Origin of the sequence: Xenophilus azovorans DSM 13620 (assembly GCF_000745855.1) — a bacterium.
Lineage (GTDB): Bacteria > Pseudomonadota > Gammaproteobacteria > Burkholderiales > Burkholderiaceae_C > Xenophilus > Xenophilus azovorans.
Map to the genome: position 1 here is coordinate 1 of NZ_JQKD01000008.1, position 16,211 is coordinate 16,211.

Genomic DNA, 16,211 nt, shown 5'->3' on the forward strand with positions numbered 1-16,211 from the left:
CGCCGATCGCCATGGAAGAGGGTCTGCGCTTCGCCATCCGCGAAGGCGGCCGCACCGTGGGCGCCGGCGTGGTGGCCAAGATCATCGAATAAGGACGGCACCATGGCCACCAAGCAGAAGATCCGCATCCGCCTCAAGGCGTTCGACTACAAGCTCATCGACCAGTCGGCCGCCGAGATCGTGGACACCGCCAAGCGCACCGGCGCCATCGTCAAGGGCCCGGTGCCCCTGCCGACGCGCCTGAAGCGCTTCGACATCCTGCGTTCGCCGCACGTCAACAAGACCAGCCGCGACCAGTTCGAGATCCGCACCCATCAGCGCCTGATGGACATCGTCGACCCCACCGACAAGACCGTGGACGCGCTGATGAAGCTCGACCTGCCGGCCGGCGTGGACGTCGAGATCAAGCTGCAGTGATCGGACGGCGCGCTTCGCCGCGCCGCCAGGAGCCCGCCGCGCAGGTTGCCGGCGGGCTTTTTCTTTGCCCGCCCGGCCCGGGGGCTCCGGGGCCTTGCACAAAAAGGCAGCAACGCAGTAGAATCTCTGGCTCTGCCGAAATTGCGTGCACTCCGGTGTGTGCGTCCGGCGGGACCTTATCAACCTTCTTCCGTACCCCAAACGCTGTCGCCAATTGCAGTGGCAGCGGCGGAAGTCTTGGAGCAACAACATGAGTCAAAGCAACTCCCTCGGGTTGCTGGGCCGCAAGGTGGGCATGATGCGCCTCTTTACCGACGACGGGGACGCAGTGCCCGTCACGGTGGTGGACGTGTCCAACAACCGCGTGACCCAGGTCAAGACCGACGAGACCGACGGCTATGTCGCCCTGCAGGTGACTTTCGGCGCACGCAAGGCATCGCGCGTGACCAAGCCCGAGGCCGGTCATCTGGCCAAGGCCGGCGTCGAAGCCGGCGAAATCATCCGTGAATTCCGCGTCAGCGCCGACACCGCCGCTCAGCACCAGCCGGGCGCCGTGATCGCCGCGCAGGGCGTGTTCGCCGCCGGCCAGAAGGTCGACGTGCAGGGCACCTCGATCGGCAAGGGCTACGCCGGCACCATCAAGCGCCACAACTTCAGCTCGCAGCGCGCGTCGCACGGCAACAGCCGTTCGCACAACGTGCCGGGCTCGATCGGCATGGCGCAGGACCCGGGCCGTATCTTCCCGGGCAAGAAGATGACCGGCCATCTGGGCGACGAGACCGTCACCACCCAGAACCTGGACGTCGTCCGCGTCGACGAAGCGCGCCAGCTGCTGCTGATCAAGGGTGCCATCCCCGGCGCCAAGGGCGGCTTCGTGACCGTGCGCCCCGCCGTCAAGGCCAAGCCGCAAGCGGCTGAAGGAGCGAAGTAATGGAACTCGAACTCCTGAACGAACAAGGCCAGGCTGCCGCGAAGTTCGAGGCGCCCGAGACCGTGTTCGGCCGCGCCTACAACGAGGACCTGGTGCACCAGATCGTCGTGGCCTACCGCGCCAACGCCCGCCAGGGCACCCGTGCGCAGAAGGACCGCGAACAGGTCAAGCACTCGACCAAGAAGCCGTTCAAGCAGAAGGGCACCGGCCGCGCACGCGCCGGCATGACCTCCTCCCCGCTGTGGCGTGGGGGCGGCCGCATCTTCCCGAACATGCCGGACGAGAACTTCACCCAGAAGATCAACAAGAAGATGTACCGCGCCGGCATGGCGTCCATCTTCTCGCAGCTCGCCCGTGAAGGCCGCCTGGCGGTGGTCGATTCGATCAAGGTCGATTCGCCCAAGACCAAGGCGCTGGCTGCCAAGTTCAAGGCGATGAACCTCGAGTCCGTGCTCGTGATCGCCGAAGAAGTCGACGAGAACCTGTACCTCGCCTCGCGCAACCTGGCCAACGTGCTGGTGGTCGAGCCGCGCTACGCCGACCCGGTCTCGCTGGTGCACTACAAGAAGGTGCTGGTGACCAAGGGCGCCGTCGACAAGCTCAAGGAGATGTTCGCATGAGCCGCGTGAATCCCACCCCGGCCGAGCGCCAGTTCGACGAAGGCCGTCTCATGAACGTGCTGGTCGCCCCGATCGTGTCCGAGAAGGCCACGCTGGTCGGCGAGAAGTCGAACGCCATCACCTTCAAGGTGCTCAAGGACGCCACCAAGCCCGAGATCAAGGCCGCCGTCGAACTGATGTTCAAGGTCGAGGTCAAGGGCGTTTCCGTGACCAACATCAAGGGCAAGACCAAGCGCTTCGGCCGAAGCGTGGGCCGCCGCGACAACGTGCGCAAGGCCTACGTGACGCTCAAGCCCGGTCAGGAGCTCAATCTCGTTTCGGAGGCCGCGTAAACCATGGCCGTCATCAAGCTCAAGCCGACCACCCCGGGTCAGCGCGGTACCGTCAAGATCTCGCGCAACCACCTGCACAAGGGTGAGGGCTACGCGCCGCTGCTGGAGCCCCAGTTCCAGAAGGCCGGCCGCAACAACAACGGCCACATCACCACCCGTCACAAGGGCGGCGGCCACAAGCACCACTACCGCGTGGTGGACTTCAAGCGCGACAAGGACGGTATTCCGGCCAAGGTCGAGCGCATCGAGTACGACCCGAACCGCTCCGCCCACATCGCGCTGGTGTGCTACGCCGACGGCGAGCGCCGCTACATCATCGCCCCGCGCGGTGTGGAAGCGGGCGCCACGCTGCTGAGCGGCTCGGAAGCCCCGATCCGCGCCGGCAACACGCTGCCGATCCGCAACATCCCCGTGGGTTCGACCATCCACGCGATCGAACTGCAGCCCGGCAAGGGCGCGCAGGTCGCGCGCTCGGCCGGCGCCTCGGCGACGCTGCTGGCCCGCGAAGGCGTCTATGCCCAGGTGCGCATGCGCTCGGGCGAAGTGCGCCGCGTGCACATCGAGTGCCGCGCCACCATCGGCGAAGTGGCCAACGAAGAACACAGCCTGCGCCAGTACGGCAAGGCCGGCGCGACGCGCCACCGCGGCATCCGCCCGACCGTTCGCGGCGTGGTGATGAACCCGATCGACCACCCGCATGGCGGTGGCGAGGGCCGCACCGGCGAAGGCCGCCACCCGGTCGATCCGTGGGGCAACCTGACCAAGGGCTACCGCACCCGCAACAACAAGCGCACGCAGGTCTTCATCGTGTCGCGTCGCAAGAAGTAAGGGACAGCCATGACTCGCTCTCTCAAAAAAGGTCCCTTCGTCGACCACCACCTCGTCGCCAAGGTCGAGAAGGCCGTGGCCACGAAGGACAAGAAGCCGATCAAGACCTGGTCGCGCCGCTCGATGGTCCTGCCCGAGTTCATCGGCCTGACCATCGCCGTGCACAACGGCAAGCAGCACGTGCCCGTGTACGTCACCGACCAGATGGTCGGCCACAAGCTCGGCGAATTTGCGCTCACGCGTACGTTCAAGGGCCACCCCGCGGACAAGAAGGTCCAGAAGAAGTAAGGAGCAGAGAACATGTCTGAAACACGTGCAGTTCTCCGCGGCGTCCGCCTGTCGGTGGACAAGGGCCGCCTCGTTGCCGATCTGATCCGCGGCAAGAAGGTCGACCAGGCGCTGAACATCCTGCAGTTCACGCAGAAGAAGGCCGCCGTGATCGTCAAGAAGGTGCTCGAGTCGGCCATCGCCAACGCCGAGCACAACGACGGCGCGGACATCGACGATCTCCGCGTCAAGACCATCTATGTCGAGCAAGGTGCGACGCTCAAGCGCTTCACCGCGCGCGCCAAGGGCCGCGGCAACCGCATCAGCAAGCCCACGTGCCACGTGTACGTGACGGTCGGCAACTAAGGTCTGGAAGAAACATGGGACAGAAAATCCACCCGACCGGCTTCCGCCTCGCGGTCAGCCGCAACTGGGCCAGCCGCTGGTACGCCAACAACCGCGACTTCGCGGGCATGCTGGCCGAAGACATCAAGGTGCGCGAGTACCTGAAGAAGAAGCTGAAGAACGCGTCCGTTTCGCGCGTGCTGATCGAGCGCCCCGCCAAGAACGCCCGCATCACCATCTACTCGGCGCGTCCGGGCGTGGTGATCGGCAAGAAGGGCGAGGACATCGAGAACCTGAAGCGCGACCTGGGCAAGCAGCTCGGCGTGCCGGTGGCGGTGAACATCGAGGAAGTGCGCAAGCCCGAAGTCGATGCCCAGCTGATCGCCGACAGCATCACCCAGCAGCTCGAGAAGCGCATCATGTTCCGCCGCGCCATGAAGCGCGCGATGCAGAACGCCATGCGCCTGGGCGCCCAGGGCATCAAGATCATGTCCGCCGGCCGCCTGAACGGCATCGAGATCGCCCGCACCGAGTGGTACCGCGAAGGCCGCGTGCCGCTGCACACGCTGCGCGCCGACATCGACTACGGCTTCTCGGAGGCCAAGACCACCTACGGCGTCATCGGCGTCAAGGTCTGGGTCTACAAGGGCGACACCCTGGGCCGCAACGATGCGCCTTCGCTGGACAGCACGCCGCGCCCCGAGGGCGAGGAGCGCCGTCCGCGCGGCCCGCGCCGTGACGGCCGCCCCGGCGACCGCCGTGGCGCCCCGCGCTCCGGCGCCCGCGGCCCGCTGGGCGGCCATGCCGCCCCGGCCGACGGCAGCGACAAGCCCGCCGAAGCGACCGACCCCACCAAGCCCGCCGTTAAGCGCGTCCGCAAAGCCGCGCCCGCTGCAGCAGCGGACGGCGCCAAGACCGAGTAATTCGGTCTTTGAGAAAGACGGAGAAATCAAATGCTGCAACCCGCACGCAGAAAGTTCCGCAAGGAACAGAAGGGCCGCAACACCGGCATCGCGACCCGAGGCAACTCGGTCGCCTTCGGTGACTTCGGCCTCAAGTCGGTCGACCGCGGCCGCCTGACGGCGCGCCAGATCGAAGCCGCCCGCCGTGCCATCTCGCGCCACGTCAAGCGCGGTGGCCGCATCTGGATCCGCGTGTTCCCCGACAAGCCGATCTCGACCAAGCCCGCCGAAGTGCGGATGGGCAACGGCAAGGGCAATCCCGAGTACTACGTGGCCGAGATCCAGCCGGGCAAGGTCATCTACGAGATCGTCGGCGTGCCCGAGGAACTCGCTCGCGAAGCATTCCGCCTGGCTGCCGCCAAGCTGCCGCTGCGCACGACCTTCGTGTCGCGCCAGATCGGCGCCTGATCGGAAAGGAACCGAACATGGCAACCAAGACGAAGGTCTCCAAGGCCGCCACGCTGCGCGAGAAGGACATCGCCGGCCTGCAGGCCGAGATCAAGGATCTGCAGAAGGCCCACTTCGGCCTGCGCATGCAGAAGGCAACGCAGCAACTGAACAACACCGCCTCGCTGGGCGTGACGCGCCGCGACATCGCGCGTGCGAAGACCATCCTGGCGCAGAAGCAGGCCACCGCTGCCGCCAAGTAAGGAGTGAACATGACGGAAGCCAAGCAATCCCTCAAGCGCACCCTGGTCGGCAAGGTGGTGAGCGACAAGCGCGCCAAGACGGTGACGGTGCTGGTCGAGCGCCGCGTCAAGCACCCGATCTACAACAAGATCGTGATCAAGTCGAGCAAGTACCACGCGCACGACGAGCAGGGCGAATACCACCTGGGCGACCTGATCGAGATCACCGAGTCGCGTCCGATCTCCAAGTCGAAGAACTGGGTCGCCACGCGCCTGGTGGAAAAGGCCGCAGCGGTCTGATCCCCATGCCCGTGCCTTCCCGCAAGGCGCACCCGAAACGGCCCACAATGTGGGCCGTTTTGTTTTTTACGTCCTCAACAAGGAGCTCCTCATGATCAAGGTCGGCGACACCCTGCCCGCAGTCACCCTGTACGAATACTCGGAAGTCGAAGGCGAAGGCTGCAGCATCGGCCCCAATCCGGTCGACGTGGCCAAGGCCGCGGCCGGCAAGACCATCGCGCTGTTCGCGCTGCCGGGCGCCTTCACCCCCACCTGCTCGGCCAAGCACGTGCCGGGCTACGTCGAGAACGCCGAGGTGCTGAAGGCCGCCGGCGTGGACGAGATCTGGTGCCTGAGCGTCAACGACGCCTTCGTGATGGGCGCCTGGGCGCGCGACCAGAAGAGCGCCGGCAAGGTGCGCATGCTGGCCGACGGCAGTGCCGATTTCGCCAAGGCCGCCGGCCTGACGCTGGACCTGACGGGCCGCGGCATGGGCCTGCGCAGCAACCGCTACTCGATGCTGGTCAAGGACGGCAAGGTCGCCGCCCTCAACGTCGAGGCGCCGGGCAAGTTCGAGGTCAGCGACGCCGCCACCCTGCTGGCGCAGGCCAGGGGCTGAGGCGCCCGGCCCGGTCCATGCTCGATCCGTCCGCCCTGGAGGGCTTCTTCCCGGTGGTCATGACGCCGAGCCACGACGGCAAGTTCTTCCAGAACTACGTGGCGTCGATGCTGTCGTTCACGGTCGAGTGCGAGCGCCGCGGGATGCGGGTGCAGGCCTACTTCCACCAGGGAGAAAGCCTGGTGACCCGCGCCCGCAACAACTGCGTGGCCGCCTTCCTGGCGAACCCGCAATGGACGCACCTGTTCTGGATCGACGCCGACATCGGCTTCTCGCCGGAGGCGGCGTTCCGGCTCCTGCTGTCGGACCACGACATCGCCGCCGGGGTCTACCCGCTCAAGCGCGAGCAGTGGCCCGCCGAGGGCGTGCCCGCAGGCACCACCGGCGAGGACTTCCAGGCGCGCTACACGCGCTACACGGTCAACGCCGCCCCGCAGCCGGGGGCCGACCGCATCGACCTGGTGGTGCAGCCCGACGGTTTCATCCGCGTGGAGGAGGCGCCCACCGGCTTCATGCTGATCAAGCGACGCGTCTTCGAGCGCCTCATGACGGCCTACCCGGACCTGCGCTACGTGCCCGACAGCCTCGGCGTGCCGGACCAGGGGCTGCACTACCGCTTCTTCGACGTGATGGTCGACCCGCAGACGCGCCGCTACCTGTCGGAGGACTACGGTTTCTGCCGCCTGTGGACCGGGCTGGGCGAGTCGATCCACGTGGACGCGCAGTCGCACCTCAGCCACCAGGGCGCAAAGCTGTACCGCGGCGACTTCGCGCAGTCGCTCGTGCAGGCGCTGCCCTATGCCGTCGGCGGGCCGGCTGGCATGCGGCTGAACCTCGTGGGCGGAGAGCACCTGCGCTCCAACCCGCCCGGCTGAGCGGGCGCCGCGCTCAGAGGTCGACCTTGAGGTAGTGCGCCCCGGCCACCGGGTTGTGGTAATAGGGCGGGACCTCCTCGAAGCCCAGGTCCTCGTAGAGGGCGCGTGCGGACTCCATGTCGTCCAGCGTGTCCAGCAGCACGCAGCCGTAGCCCGCGCCGCGCGCGGCGTCGAGCACCGCTTCCGCCAGGCGCCGGCCGAGGCCCAGCCCGCGGAAGGCGGGCCGCACGTACAGGCGCTTCATCTCGGCCGCGTTGGCATAGTCCACCGTGTCCAGCGGGCGCAGCGCGCAGGAGCCGGCCACGCGCGCCCAGCGGCCGTCGGGCCGGCGCAGGCGAAGCAGGGTGTCATCGGCGGCGGGTGCCTGGTCGCCGGGGCTGTCGTCGTCCACCAGCGCCAGCAGCAGCATGCCGCGCGGTTCGGCGTATTCGCCCGGCAGGTCGGCCAGTTCCCCGTCGAAGTCCTGGAAGCCCAGGTCGACGCTCAGCGTGGTGGCGTATTCGCGGAAGATGGCGCGGACGGCCTCGAACTCATGTGCCGCGGTGGGTACGTACAGCGTGATCTCCGGCGCATCGGACAGCGGCAGCGGCCGCGAAGTGGCAAAGTTCATCGGGTCCTCAGCCCTGCATCGACGCCACCCAGGCCGACAGGGCGGCGCACAGCGCGAACAGCACGGCCGCGCCGAGCCGCGAGACGGCGTCGTCGCGGCTGGGCTGCAGCGGGGCGGCGAGAGGCTCGGCGAGGCGCCTGTCGCCGACCACCATGGCGCGCACCAGGTCCTGGCGCTTGGCCAGGGCGTAGAACAGCACCGCGGCGACGTGCAGCAGCGCCAGCCCGATCACCAGCCACTGGCCGGCGGACTTGTGCCAGTCGGTGCCGGCGCTCGACCAGTCGCCCGGCACCTTGTCGGCCAGCGGGCCGGTGAAGCTGATCGCGTCGTCGGACACCAGCCCGGTGGCCACCTGCAGCAGCAGGACGGCCAGCAGGGCGAACACGGACAGCGCACCCAGCGGGTTGTGGCCCAGGCGGTGGGCCAGCGGCGCCTGCCCGCGCAGGTAGGCCAGGATCGCGCCGGGCCGGTAGACGAAGGCCGCGAAGCGCGACCAGCGCCCGCCGGCGAAACCCCAGAGCACCCGGAACAGCAGCAGCGCCATGACCGTGTAGCCCAGCCGGAAGTGCCATTCCATCGCGCCGGCCTTGGCGGTGGCCACCAGGGCCACGACCGCCGCGGCCAGCGTCCAGTGGAACAGGCGCGTCGGCAGGTCCCAGACGCGCAGCGCAGGGAGGGGGGAAGGGGCAGGCTCGGCGGCGGTCGGCATTCGGGTGCGGCAGGGCGGCGGGCCGCCTTGCGGGAACTCGGCGCCCGCCAGATTAACAAAACTGCGCGCCGGAGCGCACTGTCCGACGCCAGGGCAAGGGCTTGTCCCAGGTGCCCGGCCCCCGCCTCCTACACTGCCGCGGCCGCCGCGGCGGCGTCCTCCCCGTCCCGACAAGAAGGAAGCCACGATGTCCCGTTCCGCCCTCTTTGCCGCCTGCCTGGGCCTCCTGGCCAGCACCGCCGTGCCGGCCCAGCCCACCACCTTCGCCACGCCGAAGGACGCCATCAAGTTCCGCCAGTCCACGCTCAAGGAGATGCAGCAGAACTTCAAGCGCGTGGCCGACATGGCCAGCGGCAAGGCCGACTTCGACGCCAAGCTGGCCGAGACGAGCGCGGCCCGCGCGGCGGAGCTGATCCAACTGCCCTGGGCGGCCTTCGGCCCGGGCACCGAGGGCGGCAAGGCGCTGCCGGCCGTCTGGTCCGAGCCGGAGAAGTTCAAGGCCGCGCAGCTGCGCGGGCAGGAGGAGGTCGGCAAGCTGGCCGCCGCGGCCCGCACGGGCGACCTGGCCGCCATCAAGGCGGCCATCGGCAGCGCAGGCGCGGCCTGCAAGAACTGCCACGATAGCTTCAGGGATTGATCATCCCCCGGGCGGGCCGGGGGCGTCGGCTCAGGCCTCGGCCAGCAGCTTCTCGATCAACTGGTGCAGCTCGGCGAAGTCGGGCTCGCCCACGTAGCGCTTGACGATCTGCCCGCGCTTGTTGACCACGTAGGTGGTGGGCGTGAGCTGCACGTCGCCCCAGGCCTTGGCCACCGCGCCGGTGTTGTCGATGGCCACCTTGAAGGGCAGCTTGCGCGTCTCGGCGAAATTGACGACGTAGCTGGGCGGGTCGTAGCTCATCGCCACGGCCAGCGTGTCGTAGCCCCGGTCCTTGTACTTGTCGTAGGTGGCGATCACCTTCGGCATCTCGGCCACGCAGGTCACGCAGCTCGTGGCCCAGAAGTTCACCAGCGTGACCTTGCCCTTGAGGTCGTCGGTGGTCTGCCGGCTGCCGTCCAGCAGCACGAAGGTGGCCTGCGGTGCGGGCGAGGCGCCCATCGTCGCGTACACCCCGGCGCCCACCGCCAGGGCGGCGACGAATGCGGCAACATAGAGGGCTCTGGTCTTCATGGCGTTCGGTCGATGAGGCGGCGTGGATTTTAGTTCCGCGGCCTCGGCCTTGCCGGGCGCCGGCTCATCCCTTGCCTACCGTACCGTTCCTTCCGCATCTGCGCCGCCCCGGCCCGCTGGCCGCCGCCCTGCTGGCCTGCGCGCTGGCCGCCTGCAGCCCCGTCTTCAACTGGCGCGAGGTGCCCTTCGACGGCGAATTGACCCTCCTCCTGCCCTGCAAGCCCGACCGGGCGCAGCGCACCCTGCCGCTGGGCGAGGCCGCCGTGCCGCTGGACATGATCGGCTGCGAGGCCGGCGGCGCCACCTTCGCGCTGGCGCGCCTGCCCGCCGGCGACCCGGCCCAGGCCGGCCTGCGCGCCGAGGCCTGGCGCGCCGCCGCCCGCCGCCCGTGGGCCGGCGCACAGTTGAGCGAGACGCCCATCACGCTGCCGCGCGCGGCCGAGGCGCCGGCGCCCGTCGAACTCGTCGCGCACGGCCCCGCGGCCGAGGCCCGCATGCGCTGGTTCGCCCATGCCGACGCGCGCGGCGCGCTGACCCTCTACCAGGCCACGGTGCTGGGCCGCCCCTCGGAGGCCGACGCCGCGGCGACCTTCTTCGAGGGGCTGAAGCTGCGCTGAGCCGGCACCGGCCCGCCAACCACCAACGACAACCACAGGGAGGAGCATCCATGCTGAAGAAGATCGCAGGAACACTGGCCCTGGCGGCCATGGCCGCCGGCCTGCTGGCCTGCCAGGACCGGACCCTCGAAGCGGCCGCACCGCCGTCGCAGCCTGCCGGCGGGAGCCTGGTCGTGGCCAGCGAGGGCCGGCTGATCCGCTTCGACCTGGACACAGTGTCCGTGCGGTGGAGCCACAGCTCCAAAGCCGATGCCGAGGGCAACCGCAACACCTTCGCCCACGACGGCAGGACGATCTACCTGCCCTTCGAGAGCGGCAAACTCGTCGCCTTCGACGCCGCCACCGGCGAGGTGCGGTGGACGCATCTGGCCAACACCGCCCACGGCGCCGCCGATGCGGTCGCGGACGGCGAGGGCGAGGTGACCATCGACCCGGCCAACCGGCCCTACTACCTGTCGCGTCCGCTGATCGACGGCGACCTCCTGTACATCGCCAGCGCGGGGCAGCCGCACCGCTTCGAGCCCTGGTTCACCGTCGTGGACAGGCGTGACGGCAGCCTGGTCGCGAGCGAAGGCATCGAAACCAACTTCAACCTCTTCGCGCCCGTGCTGTGCCGCGGCCACGTCTTCGTGAACTCGGCCGTCTACCTGAGCAAGTACACCCGCCAGGGCGTGGCCACCAGCTACGGCCTGCACGACGAGTCCGCCTTCGAGGCCCCGCTGTACGCGCAGATGCAATGCGACGGCAAGGCGCTCTACCTGGGCGACGAGCGCGGCCGGTTCTACGCGCTGCCGCTTGATGCCGACGCCAACGTGGCCGGCGGGGGCGACATCATGGACCCGCAGAACTCCTTCACCGGCCGGCCCGGGATGTTCCGCTGGACCTACCGGTCGGAGGCCTATCCGCGCCTGGCGGGCAGCGACAACGGCAGCACCGCGCTGGCCGGCGGGACGCTGATCGTCGGCGTGCGCCAGGAGGACGAGACGCGCGGCGCGCTGGTCGGCCTCGACGCCGCCGGCGGCAAGGAGCGCTGGGTCTACGCGCCCGGCCAGCCGATCCGGCAGTGGACGGCCGACCAGGCCGGCGTCATCGGCGACACCGGGGCCTTCGTCTTCGTGTTCGACCTGCAGGGGCGGGAGCAGGCCCGGTACCCCGTCGATCCGGCGCTCCGGCCGCTGTCCAACGTGGTGGCGATCGGCGGCGGCGATCTGGCCTTCGCCACCGAGCAGGGCATCGCGGTGATCGACCGCGCGAGCCGGACGACGCGGCTGAAGATCGCCCACCCCTTCGCGCGCAACGCGCACGACACCAGCCATGTTGCCTACTTTGCGAAATAGGTCCCTCGGCGGGCCCGCCGCGCGCCGCCGGCGGGCCGGGGTTTCGACGGAGGCGCCCGTATGATGGGAGGCGCTTCTCCCCGCCGCTGCATGAACAGCATCCTCCTCGTCGCCCACGCGCCCCTGGCCCAGGCCCTGCGGCAGTGCGCCCTCCATGTCTTTCCCGACGCCGACGCCTGGGTGACGGCGCTCGACGTGCTGCCCAACGTGCCGCCGGAGGAAACGCTCGGCGCCGCCCGCATCATCCTGGCGCAGCAGCTCGGCCGCGCCCCGCGTGCGCAGGTGCTGGTGCTGACCGACGTCTTCGGCGCCACGCCCTGCAACGTGGCGCAGCAGCTGGTGGACGGCGTGCGCTCGCGCCTGGTGGCTGGCGTCAACCTGCCGATGCTGCTGCGCGCGGTGACCTACCGCCACGAGCCGCTGGAGGCCCAGGTGCAGCGTGCCATCGCCGGCGGCACGGCCGGCGTGATGCAGGTGGCGGTGGCGGCGCCTCCCCAGAACCAGGCCAGAAGAAAGCACAGTGATCAAGACATCCGTGACCATCAGCAATAAGCTGGGCCTGCATGCCCGCGCCTCGGCCAAGCTCACCAAGCTGGCCGGCAGCTACCCGTGCGAGGTGTGGATCACGCGCGGCGAGCGGCGCGTCAACGCCAAGAGCATCATGGGCGTGATGATGCTGGCCGCGGGCCTGGGTGCCACGGTGGAGCTGGAGACCGACGGCCCGCAGGAGCAGCAGGCCATGGACGCACTGGTGGCGCTGATGAACGACAAGTTCGGCGAGGGCGAGTGAGGGCCGTGGCCATGGGAGCGGCGCCATGACCATCGCCATCCACGGCCTGCCGGTCGCGCGCGGCATCGCCATCGGGCGGGCGGTGCGGGTGCTGTCCAGCCGCGTCGACGTGGCGCACTACTTCATCAAGCAGGAGGAAGTGGCGGCCGAGATCGACCGCGTGCGCGCCGCGCGCGACGCCGTGGCCGAGGAACTGCGCCGCCTGCACGGCAGCGTGGCGCAGATGGCGCCCAAGGACGCGCCGCACGAGTTGGGCGCCATGATCGAGGTGCACCAGATGATGCTGCAGGACGAGGTGCTGTCCGAAGGCGTCAAGCACTGGATCACCGAGCGCCTGTACAACGCCGAATGGGCCCTCACCACGCAGCTGGAGGTGGTGGCGCGCCAGTTCGACGAGATGGAGGACGAATACCTGCGCGAGCGCAAGGCCGACCTGGAGCAGGTGGTCGAGCGCCTGCTGCGCCAGATGAAGGGCACCGCCGCCGTGCTGGCGCCGCCGCCGCCCAAGCGCCGCGCGCGCGGCGAGGACGACGCCGAGGGCGAAGACGGCTTCGACGCGCCGCTGGTGCTGGTGGCGCACGACCTGTCGCCGGCCGACATGCTGCAGTTCAAGAAGAGCGTGTTCGCCGGCTTCGTCACCGACGTGGGCGGCAAGACCTCGCACACCGCGATCGTGGCGCGCAGCATGGACATCCCGGCCGTGGTGGGTGCGCGCGTCGCCAGCCAGATCGTGCGGCAGGACGACTGGGTCATCATCGACGGCGACGCCGGCGTGGTGATCGTCGACCCCTCGCCCATCATCCTGGCCGAGTACGGCTTCAAGCAGCGCCAGGGCGAGCTGGAACGCGAGCGCCTGTGGCGGCTGCGGCACAAGAGCGCCGTCACGCTCGACGGCCAGCGCGTCGACCTGCTGGCCAACATCGAGCTGCCGGAAGACACCGAGGGCGCCGTCAAGGCGGGCGCGGTCGGCGTGGGGCTGTTCCGCAGCGAGTTCCTCTTCATGGGCCGCGAGTCGCGCAGCCTCACGCGCCTGCCCGACGAGGACGAGCAGTACGCCGCCTACGTGCGCGCCGTGGAGGGCATGCGCGGCATGCCGGTGACCATCCGCACCATCGACATCGGCGCCGACAAGCCGCTGGACGGCAAGGCCGCGCGGCCCGAGTACCTGAACCCGGCGCTGGGCCTGCGCGCGATCCGCTGGAGCCTGGCCGAGCCGGCGATGTTCCTCACGCAGGTGCGGGCCATCCTGCGGGCGGCCGCGCACGGCGAGGTGCACCTGCTCATCCCGATGCTCGGCCATGCCGGTCAGATCCGGCAGACGCTGGCGCTGATCGACCAGGCCCGCGCCGACCTGGACGCGCGCGGCGCGGCGCACGGCGGCGTGAAGCTGGGTGCCATGATCGAGGTGCCGGCCGCGGCGCTGACGGTGGACCTGTTCCTGCGCCACTTCGACTTCCTGTCCATCGGCACCAACGACCTGATCCAGTACACGCTGGCGATCGACCGCGCCGACGAGGCCGTCGCGCACCTGTACGACCCCTGCCACCCGGCGGTGCTGCGCCTGGTGGCCGACACCATCGCCGCCTGCCGCGCGGCGGGCAAGGGCGTGAGCGTGTGCGGCGAGATGGCGGGCGACGTGAGCTTCACCCGCCTGCTGCTGGGCCTGGGGCTGCGCAGCTTCTCGATGCATCCCTCGCAGATCCTGGCCGTCAAGCAGGAGGTGCTGCGGGCCGACACGACCCGGCTGGGGCCCTGGGCGCAGCAGGTGATCGCCTCGGACGACCCGGCGGCGATGCTGGCCGAAGGCTGAACGTTCGCCCGTGCGCCGCCCCGCCCGCCCCGACGACCTGCGCGCCGTGCACGCGATCTACGTGCACGAGGCCGTCTCGCCCTTCCTCGCCTACGAGCCGATGCCGCTGGCCGGCTTCGAGCCGCTGTTCGCGGAGATGCTCGCCAGCGGCTGCTTCCACGTGTGGGAGGCGGATGGCGAGGTGGCCGGCTTCTACCGCACGACGCGCTACTCGGGCCGCGCCAGCCACGTGGCGATGCTGGGCACGCTGGCCGTCGATCCGCGCCGCCACGGGCAGGGCATCGCGCAGGCCATGATCGGCGACGCGATCGAGCGCCTGCGCGCCGAGGGCGTGCGGCGCGTGGAGCTCTTCGCCGAGAGCGACAACCCGCGCGCGCTGCGCTTCTACGCCCGCATGGGCTTCGTGCACGAGGGCACGCTGCGCCGCTTCTACAAGCGCGCCGGCGACGAGGACTTCGTCGACGAGCACGTGCTGGGCCTGCTGCTGGACTGACCCGCGCCCGGCGGCGTGCAAGCAAGCTTTCACACGCGCCGCAAAGAAACGAAACACAACGCGACCGCGGTGAAAACCGCCGCAGCCGCCGTCCGCGCACGATCAGGGCTCCTTCAACCCGATCTCTTTTTCTGGAGCACCTGTCATGAACGTCCGCGCCCGCTTCCTCGCCGTTTCCGCCCTCGCCCTGCTGGGCGCCACCGCCGCGCAGGCGGAGGCGTACGAGGGCGTGCAGGCCCCCGTCTCGGCGCTCGACCGCGCCGCCGTGCATGCCGAGGCGGTGGCCGCCGCGCGCGCGCCCAACCAGAACGTCCCGTCCGGCTCGGTGGTGCTCGCACCGCTGCCGCATCCGCGCGACCGCCTGCAGGTGCAGGCCGAGGCGGTGCGCGCCGCCTATGCGCCTGACCAGAACGTTACGCCCGGCTCGCGGGTGGACAGCCAGGTCGCCTCCACCCTGCCCAATCCCGCGGACCTGCGTGCCGCCGGCGGCAGCCAGCCGGCCCGCCGCTTCTGAGCGGCCCTTCGAGGAGACAGCCATGAAAGCCTGGATCCGACGCGGCCTGCTCGGGCTCTTCGGTGGTGCGCTGGTGGCCGGCAGCCTGGCCGGCTGCGCGGGCCACCACCGCCACGGCTGGGGCAGCAACGCCGACAGCGCCGAGTTCCGCGAGCGCATCGTCGAGCGCATGAGCAGCCGGCTCGAACTCGACGCCGCGCAGCGCGCCAAGCTCAACGTGCTGGCCGACAAGCTGCAGGTGCAGCGCAAGGCGGTGCGCGAGGCAGGTGGCGGCGGCGAGCCGCGCTCGCAGTTCAAGTCGCTGTTCGCCGGCGACCGGCTCGACCGCCAGCGCGCCGCGCAACTGGTCGACGAGAAGACCGCCGCCGTGCGTGCCGGCAGCGCCGACGTGATCGCCGCCGTGGGCGACTTCTTCGACAGCCTCAACCCCGCGCAGCAGCAGAAGGTGCGCGAATTCATGGACCGCGGCGGTCGCCGCTGGGGTAGAACTTGACCACCCCCGTTTGGCCGGCCTCACTTCGTGTGGCCGACCCATACCCCCTCGAGGGGGCAACACCAGCGGCCCGGCAAAGCCGGTTCCGCGGTGTTCCCCGCAACGACCGAGTGTCCGGCGACGGCGACGATGGAGCCACCCACGGCGGCGTTCGTACGATCCTCCGACTGGAGGGGCTGGCGATCCTCGTGTTCGCCGTGGCGGCCTATGCGCAATTCGGTGCCGGTTGGGGCAGCTTCGGGCTGTTCTTCTTCGCGCCCGACCTGGCGCTGCTCGGCTACCTTGGCGGCTCGCGCCTGGGCACCGTCCTTTACAACGCGACGCACAGCCTCGTCGGACCGGTGCTGCTGGGGGCAGCAAGCCTTGTCTTCGCGGCCCCGGCCGCGATGGCTGTTGCGCTTGCGTGGACCGCCCACATCGGCTTCGACCGCGCGCTGGGCTACGGCCTGAAGTACGCGCAGGGCTTCGGCTTCACCCACCTGGGGCGGCTGGGCCCGCGCGACCCGTGGTGAGCGGATGCCTTCGGGACTCATGCTCGCCGCCCTGTGGCACCCGTCGCACAATGC

27 protein-coding genes are annotated in these 16,211 nt (G+C 69.8%); 24 read left to right on the forward strand and 3 right to left on the reverse strand.

Annotated features, from left to right (window positions below):
* The 14 genes from Q392_RS31770 to Q392_RS06955 form a co-directional block, all read left to right on the forward strand.
* On the forward strand, nt 1-92 hold a 92-nt coding region (locus Q392_RS31770; RefSeq protein WP_076604501.1), incomplete at its 5' end, for an EF-Tu C-terminal domain-related protein.
* Nucleotides 93-102: 10 nt separating this feature from the next.
* Nucleotides 103-417, forward strand: a complete 315-nt coding sequence (gene rpsJ / locus Q392_RS06895; RefSeq protein WP_038203663.1) for a 30S ribosomal protein S10 — start codon at nt 103-105, stop codon at nt 415-417.
* A 250-nt stretch (nt 418-667) separates the two neighbouring features.
* Nucleotides 668-1,348: a 50S ribosomal protein L3 gene (gene rplC / locus Q392_RS06900; RefSeq protein WP_038203665.1), complete on the forward strand. Its 681-nt coding sequence runs from the start codon at nt 668-670 to the stop codon at nt 1,346-1,348.
* Nucleotides 1,348-1,968, forward strand: a complete 621-nt coding sequence (rplD, locus tag Q392_RS06905; protein WP_038203668.1) for a 50S ribosomal protein L4 — start codon at nt 1,348-1,350, stop codon at nt 1,966-1,968. Before rplC ends, rplD begins: the two co-directional genes overlap by 1 nt.
* The gene (gene rplW / locus Q392_RS06910; protein WP_038203678.1) at nt 1,965-2,300 is read left to right on the forward strand and encodes a 50S ribosomal protein L23; all 336 of its coding nucleotides are present in this window, start codon (nt 1,965-1,967) and stop codon (nt 2,298-2,300) included. Before rplD ends, rplW begins: the two co-directional genes overlap by 4 nt.
* Nucleotides 2,301-2,303: 3 nt before the next feature.
* Complete coding sequence (gene rplB / locus Q392_RS06915; RefSeq protein ID WP_038203685.1) at nt 2,304-3,128, forward strand: 50S ribosomal protein L2; 825 nt, start codon at nt 2,304-2,306, stop codon at nt 3,126-3,128.
* Nucleotides 3,129-3,137: 9 nt separating this feature from the next.
* Nucleotides 3,138-3,416 carry a 30S ribosomal protein S19 gene (gene rpsS, locus Q392_RS06920; RefSeq protein ID WP_027476201.1) on the forward strand — a complete coding sequence of 93 codons (279 nt, stop codon included), beginning with the start codon at nt 3,138-3,140 and terminating at the stop codon, nt 3,414-3,416.
* A gap of 12 nt (nt 3,417-3,428) precedes the next feature.
* Nucleotides 3,429-3,761 (forward strand): 50S ribosomal protein L22, encoded by a 333-nt coding sequence (gene rplV, locus Q392_RS06925; protein WP_038203690.1) that lies wholly within the window; start codon nt 3,429-3,431, stop codon nt 3,759-3,761.
* A 14-nt stretch (nt 3,762-3,775) separates the two neighbouring features.
* Nucleotides 3,776-4,663, forward strand: coding sequence for a 30S ribosomal protein S3 (gene rpsC, locus Q392_RS06930; protein ID WP_038203692.1), 888 nt, complete (start codon nt 3,776-3,778; stop codon nt 4,661-4,663).
* A gap of 30 nt (nt 4,664-4,693) precedes the next feature.
* Nucleotides 4,694-5,110, forward strand: a complete 417-nt coding sequence (gene rplP / locus Q392_RS06935; protein WP_038203694.1) for a 50S ribosomal protein L16 — start codon at nt 4,694-4,696, stop codon at nt 5,108-5,110.
* Nucleotides 5,111-5,127: 17 nt separating this feature from the next.
* Nucleotides 5,128-5,352 carry a 50S ribosomal protein L29 gene (gene rpmC / locus Q392_RS06940; protein WP_038203696.1) on the forward strand — a complete coding sequence of 75 codons (225 nt, stop codon included), beginning with the start codon at nt 5,128-5,130 and terminating at the stop codon, nt 5,350-5,352.
* 9 nt (nt 5,353-5,361) lie between these two features.
* On the forward strand, nt 5,362-5,631 hold the full coding sequence (gene rpsQ, locus Q392_RS06945) for a 30S ribosomal protein S17 (RefSeq protein WP_038203698.1): 270 nt from the start codon (nt 5,362-5,364) through the stop codon (nt 5,629-5,631).
* A gap of 91 nt (nt 5,632-5,722) precedes the next feature.
* The gene (locus Q392_RS06950) at nt 5,723-6,229 is read left to right on the forward strand and encodes a peroxiredoxin (RefSeq protein WP_038203699.1); all 507 of its coding nucleotides are present in this window, start codon (nt 5,723-5,725) and stop codon (nt 6,227-6,229) included.
* 17 nt (nt 6,230-6,246) lie between these two features.
* Nucleotides 6,247-7,104 (forward strand): hypothetical protein, encoded by an 858-nt coding sequence (locus Q392_RS06955; RefSeq protein WP_038203700.1) that lies wholly within the window; start codon nt 6,247-6,249, stop codon nt 7,102-7,104.
* A 13-nt stretch (nt 7,105-7,117) separates the two neighbouring features.
* On the opposite strand, the gene Q392_RS06960 is transcribed toward Q392_RS06955, so the two are convergent.
* Nucleotides 7,118-7,714 (reverse strand): GNAT family N-acetyltransferase, encoded by a 597-nt coding sequence (locus Q392_RS06960; protein ID WP_038203701.1) that lies wholly within the window; start codon nt 7,712-7,714, stop codon nt 7,118-7,120.
* A 7-nt stretch (nt 7,715-7,721) separates the two neighbouring features.
* Complete coding sequence (locus tag Q392_RS06965; RefSeq protein ID WP_038203702.1) at nt 7,722-8,423, reverse strand: cytochrome b/b6 domain-containing protein; 702 nt, start codon at nt 8,421-8,423, stop codon at nt 7,722-7,724.
* A gap of 187 nt (nt 8,424-8,610) precedes the next feature.
* Here Q392_RS06965 and Q392_RS06970 point away from each other — a divergent pair, with 187 nt between their 5' ends.
* The gene (locus Q392_RS06970) at nt 8,611-9,060 is read left to right on the forward strand and encodes a c-type cytochrome (RefSeq protein ID WP_038203703.1); all 450 of its coding nucleotides are present in this window, start codon (nt 8,611-8,613) and stop codon (nt 9,058-9,060) included.
* Between the two features lie 30 nt (nt 9,061-9,090).
* Here Q392_RS06970 and Q392_RS06975 read toward each other — a convergent pair whose 3' ends face one another.
* A complete protein-coding gene (locus Q392_RS06975) occupies nt 9,091-9,591 on the reverse strand; it encodes a TlpA family protein disulfide reductase (RefSeq protein ID WP_038203709.1) in 501 nt (166 codons plus the stop codon).
* A gap of 71 nt (nt 9,592-9,662) precedes the next feature.
* Between Q392_RS06975 and Q392_RS06980 the strand changes: the two genes are divergently transcribed.
* From Q392_RS06980 to Q392_RS07020, 9 genes are all read left to right on the forward strand, one after another.
* Nucleotides 9,663-10,208 (forward strand): hypothetical protein, encoded by a 546-nt coding sequence (locus Q392_RS06980; protein WP_245610658.1) that lies wholly within the window; start codon nt 9,663-9,665, stop codon nt 10,206-10,208.
* Nucleotides 10,209-10,258: 50 nt separating this feature from the next.
* Nucleotides 10,259-11,545 (forward strand): outer membrane protein assembly factor BamB family protein, encoded by a 1,287-nt coding sequence (locus Q392_RS06985; RefSeq protein ID WP_038203712.1) that lies wholly within the window; start codon nt 10,259-10,261, stop codon nt 11,543-11,545.
* Between the two features lie 90 nt (nt 11,546-11,635).
* On the forward strand, nt 11,636-12,097 hold the full coding sequence (locus Q392_RS06990; RefSeq protein WP_038203714.1) for a PTS sugar transporter subunit IIA: 462 nt from the start codon (nt 11,636-11,638) through the stop codon (nt 12,095-12,097).
* On the forward strand, nt 12,066-12,335 hold the full coding sequence (locus Q392_RS06995; RefSeq protein WP_038203718.1) for an HPr family phosphocarrier protein: 270 nt from the start codon (nt 12,066-12,068) through the stop codon (nt 12,333-12,335). Before Q392_RS06990 ends, Q392_RS06995 begins: the two co-directional genes overlap by 32 nt.
* Nucleotides 12,336-12,360: 25 nt before the next feature.
* Nucleotides 12,361-14,145, forward strand: a complete 1,785-nt coding sequence (gene ptsP / locus Q392_RS07000) for a phosphoenolpyruvate--protein phosphotransferase (RefSeq protein ID WP_038203720.1) — start codon at nt 12,361-12,363, stop codon at nt 14,143-14,145.
* A gap of 10 nt (nt 14,146-14,155) precedes the next feature.
* Nucleotides 14,156-14,638: a GNAT family N-acetyltransferase gene (locus tag Q392_RS07005; protein ID WP_038203731.1), complete on the forward strand. Its 483-nt coding sequence runs from the start codon at nt 14,156-14,158 to the stop codon at nt 14,636-14,638.
* Nucleotides 14,639-14,783: 145 nt separating this feature from the next.
* The gene (locus Q392_RS07010) at nt 14,784-15,152 is read left to right on the forward strand and encodes a hypothetical protein (RefSeq protein ID WP_038203734.1); all 369 of its coding nucleotides are present in this window, start codon (nt 14,784-14,786) and stop codon (nt 15,150-15,152) included.
* A gap of 22 nt (nt 15,153-15,174) precedes the next feature.
* The gene (locus tag Q392_RS07015) at nt 15,175-15,645 is read left to right on the forward strand and encodes a Spy/CpxP family protein refolding chaperone (protein ID WP_038203735.1); all 471 of its coding nucleotides are present in this window, start codon (nt 15,175-15,177) and stop codon (nt 15,643-15,645) included.
* A gap of 110 nt (nt 15,646-15,755) precedes the next feature.
* Nucleotides 15,756-16,157, forward strand: a complete 402-nt coding sequence (locus Q392_RS07020) for a DUF4260 domain-containing protein (protein WP_245610659.1) — start codon at nt 15,756-15,758, stop codon at nt 16,155-16,157.
* Nucleotides 16,158-16,211 lie beyond the last annotated feature (54 nt).

What these genes read in the sequence shown, in the direction of transcription:
- rpsJ (WP_038203663.1), top strand. Translation starts at nt 103, where the DNA reads ATGGCCACCAAGCAGAAGATCCGCATCCGCCTCAAGGCGTTCGACTAC.
- rplC (WP_038203665.1), top strand. Translation starts at nt 668, where the DNA reads ATGAGTCAAAGCAACTCCCTCGGGTTGCTGGGCCGCAAGGTGGGCATG.
- rplD (WP_038203668.1), top strand. Translation starts at nt 1,348, where the DNA reads ATGGAACTCGAACTCCTGAACGAACAAGGCCAGGCTGCCGCGAAGTTC.
- rplW (WP_038203678.1), top strand. Translation starts at nt 1,965, where the DNA reads ATGAGCCGCGTGAATCCCACCCCGGCCGAGCGCCAGTTCGACGAAGGC.
- rplB (WP_038203685.1), top strand. Translation starts at nt 2,304, where the DNA reads ATGGCCGTCATCAAGCTCAAGCCGACCACCCCGGGTCAGCGCGGTACC.
- rpsS (WP_027476201.1), top strand. Translation starts at nt 3,138, where the DNA reads ATGACTCGCTCTCTCAAAAAAGGTCCCTTCGTCGACCACCACCTCGTC.
- rplV (WP_038203690.1), top strand. Translation starts at nt 3,429, where the DNA reads ATGTCTGAAACACGTGCAGTTCTCCGCGGCGTCCGCCTGTCGGTGGAC.
- rpsC (WP_038203692.1), top strand. Translation starts at nt 3,776, where the DNA reads ATGGGACAGAAAATCCACCCGACCGGCTTCCGCCTCGCGGTCAGCCGC.
- rplP (WP_038203694.1), top strand. Translation starts at nt 4,694, where the DNA reads ATGCTGCAACCCGCACGCAGAAAGTTCCGCAAGGAACAGAAGGGCCGC.
- rpmC (WP_038203696.1), top strand. Translation starts at nt 5,128, where the DNA reads ATGGCAACCAAGACGAAGGTCTCCAAGGCCGCCACGCTGCGCGAGAAG.
- rpsQ (WP_038203698.1), top strand. Translation starts at nt 5,362, where the DNA reads ATGACGGAAGCCAAGCAATCCCTCAAGCGCACCCTGGTCGGCAAGGTG.
- Q392_RS06950 (WP_038203699.1), top strand. Translation starts at nt 5,723, where the DNA reads ATGATCAAGGTCGGCGACACCCTGCCCGCAGTCACCCTGTACGAATAC.
- Q392_RS06955 (WP_038203700.1), top strand. Translation starts at nt 6,247, where the DNA reads ATGCTCGATCCGTCCGCCCTGGAGGGCTTCTTCCCGGTGGTCATGACG.
- Q392_RS06960 (WP_038203701.1), bottom strand. Translation starts at nt 7,714, where the DNA reads ATGAACTTTGCCACTTCGCGGCCGCTGCCGCTGTCCGATGCGCCGGAG.
- Q392_RS06965 (WP_038203702.1), bottom strand. Translation starts at nt 8,423, where the DNA reads ATGCCGACCGCCGCCGAGCCTGCCCCTTCCCCCCTCCCTGCGCTGCGC.
- Q392_RS06970 (WP_038203703.1), top strand. Translation starts at nt 8,611, where the DNA reads ATGTCCCGTTCCGCCCTCTTTGCCGCCTGCCTGGGCCTCCTGGCCAGC.
- Q392_RS06975 (WP_038203709.1), bottom strand. Translation starts at nt 9,591, where the DNA reads ATGAAGACCAGAGCCCTCTATGTTGCCGCATTCGTCGCCGCCCTGGCG.
- Q392_RS06985 (WP_038203712.1), top strand. Translation starts at nt 10,259, where the DNA reads ATGCTGAAGAAGATCGCAGGAACACTGGCCCTGGCGGCCATGGCCGCC.
- Q392_RS06990 (WP_038203714.1), top strand. Translation starts at nt 11,636, where the DNA reads ATGAACAGCATCCTCCTCGTCGCCCACGCGCCCCTGGCCCAGGCCCTG.
- ptsP (WP_038203720.1), top strand. Translation starts at nt 12,361, where the DNA reads ATGACCATCGCCATCCACGGCCTGCCGGTCGCGCGCGGCATCGCCATC.
- Q392_RS07010 (WP_038203734.1), top strand. Translation starts at nt 14,784, where the DNA reads ATGAACGTCCGCGCCCGCTTCCTCGCCGTTTCCGCCCTCGCCCTGCTG.
- Q392_RS07015 (WP_038203735.1), top strand. Translation starts at nt 15,175, where the DNA reads ATGAAAGCCTGGATCCGACGCGGCCTGCTCGGGCTCTTCGGTGGTGCG.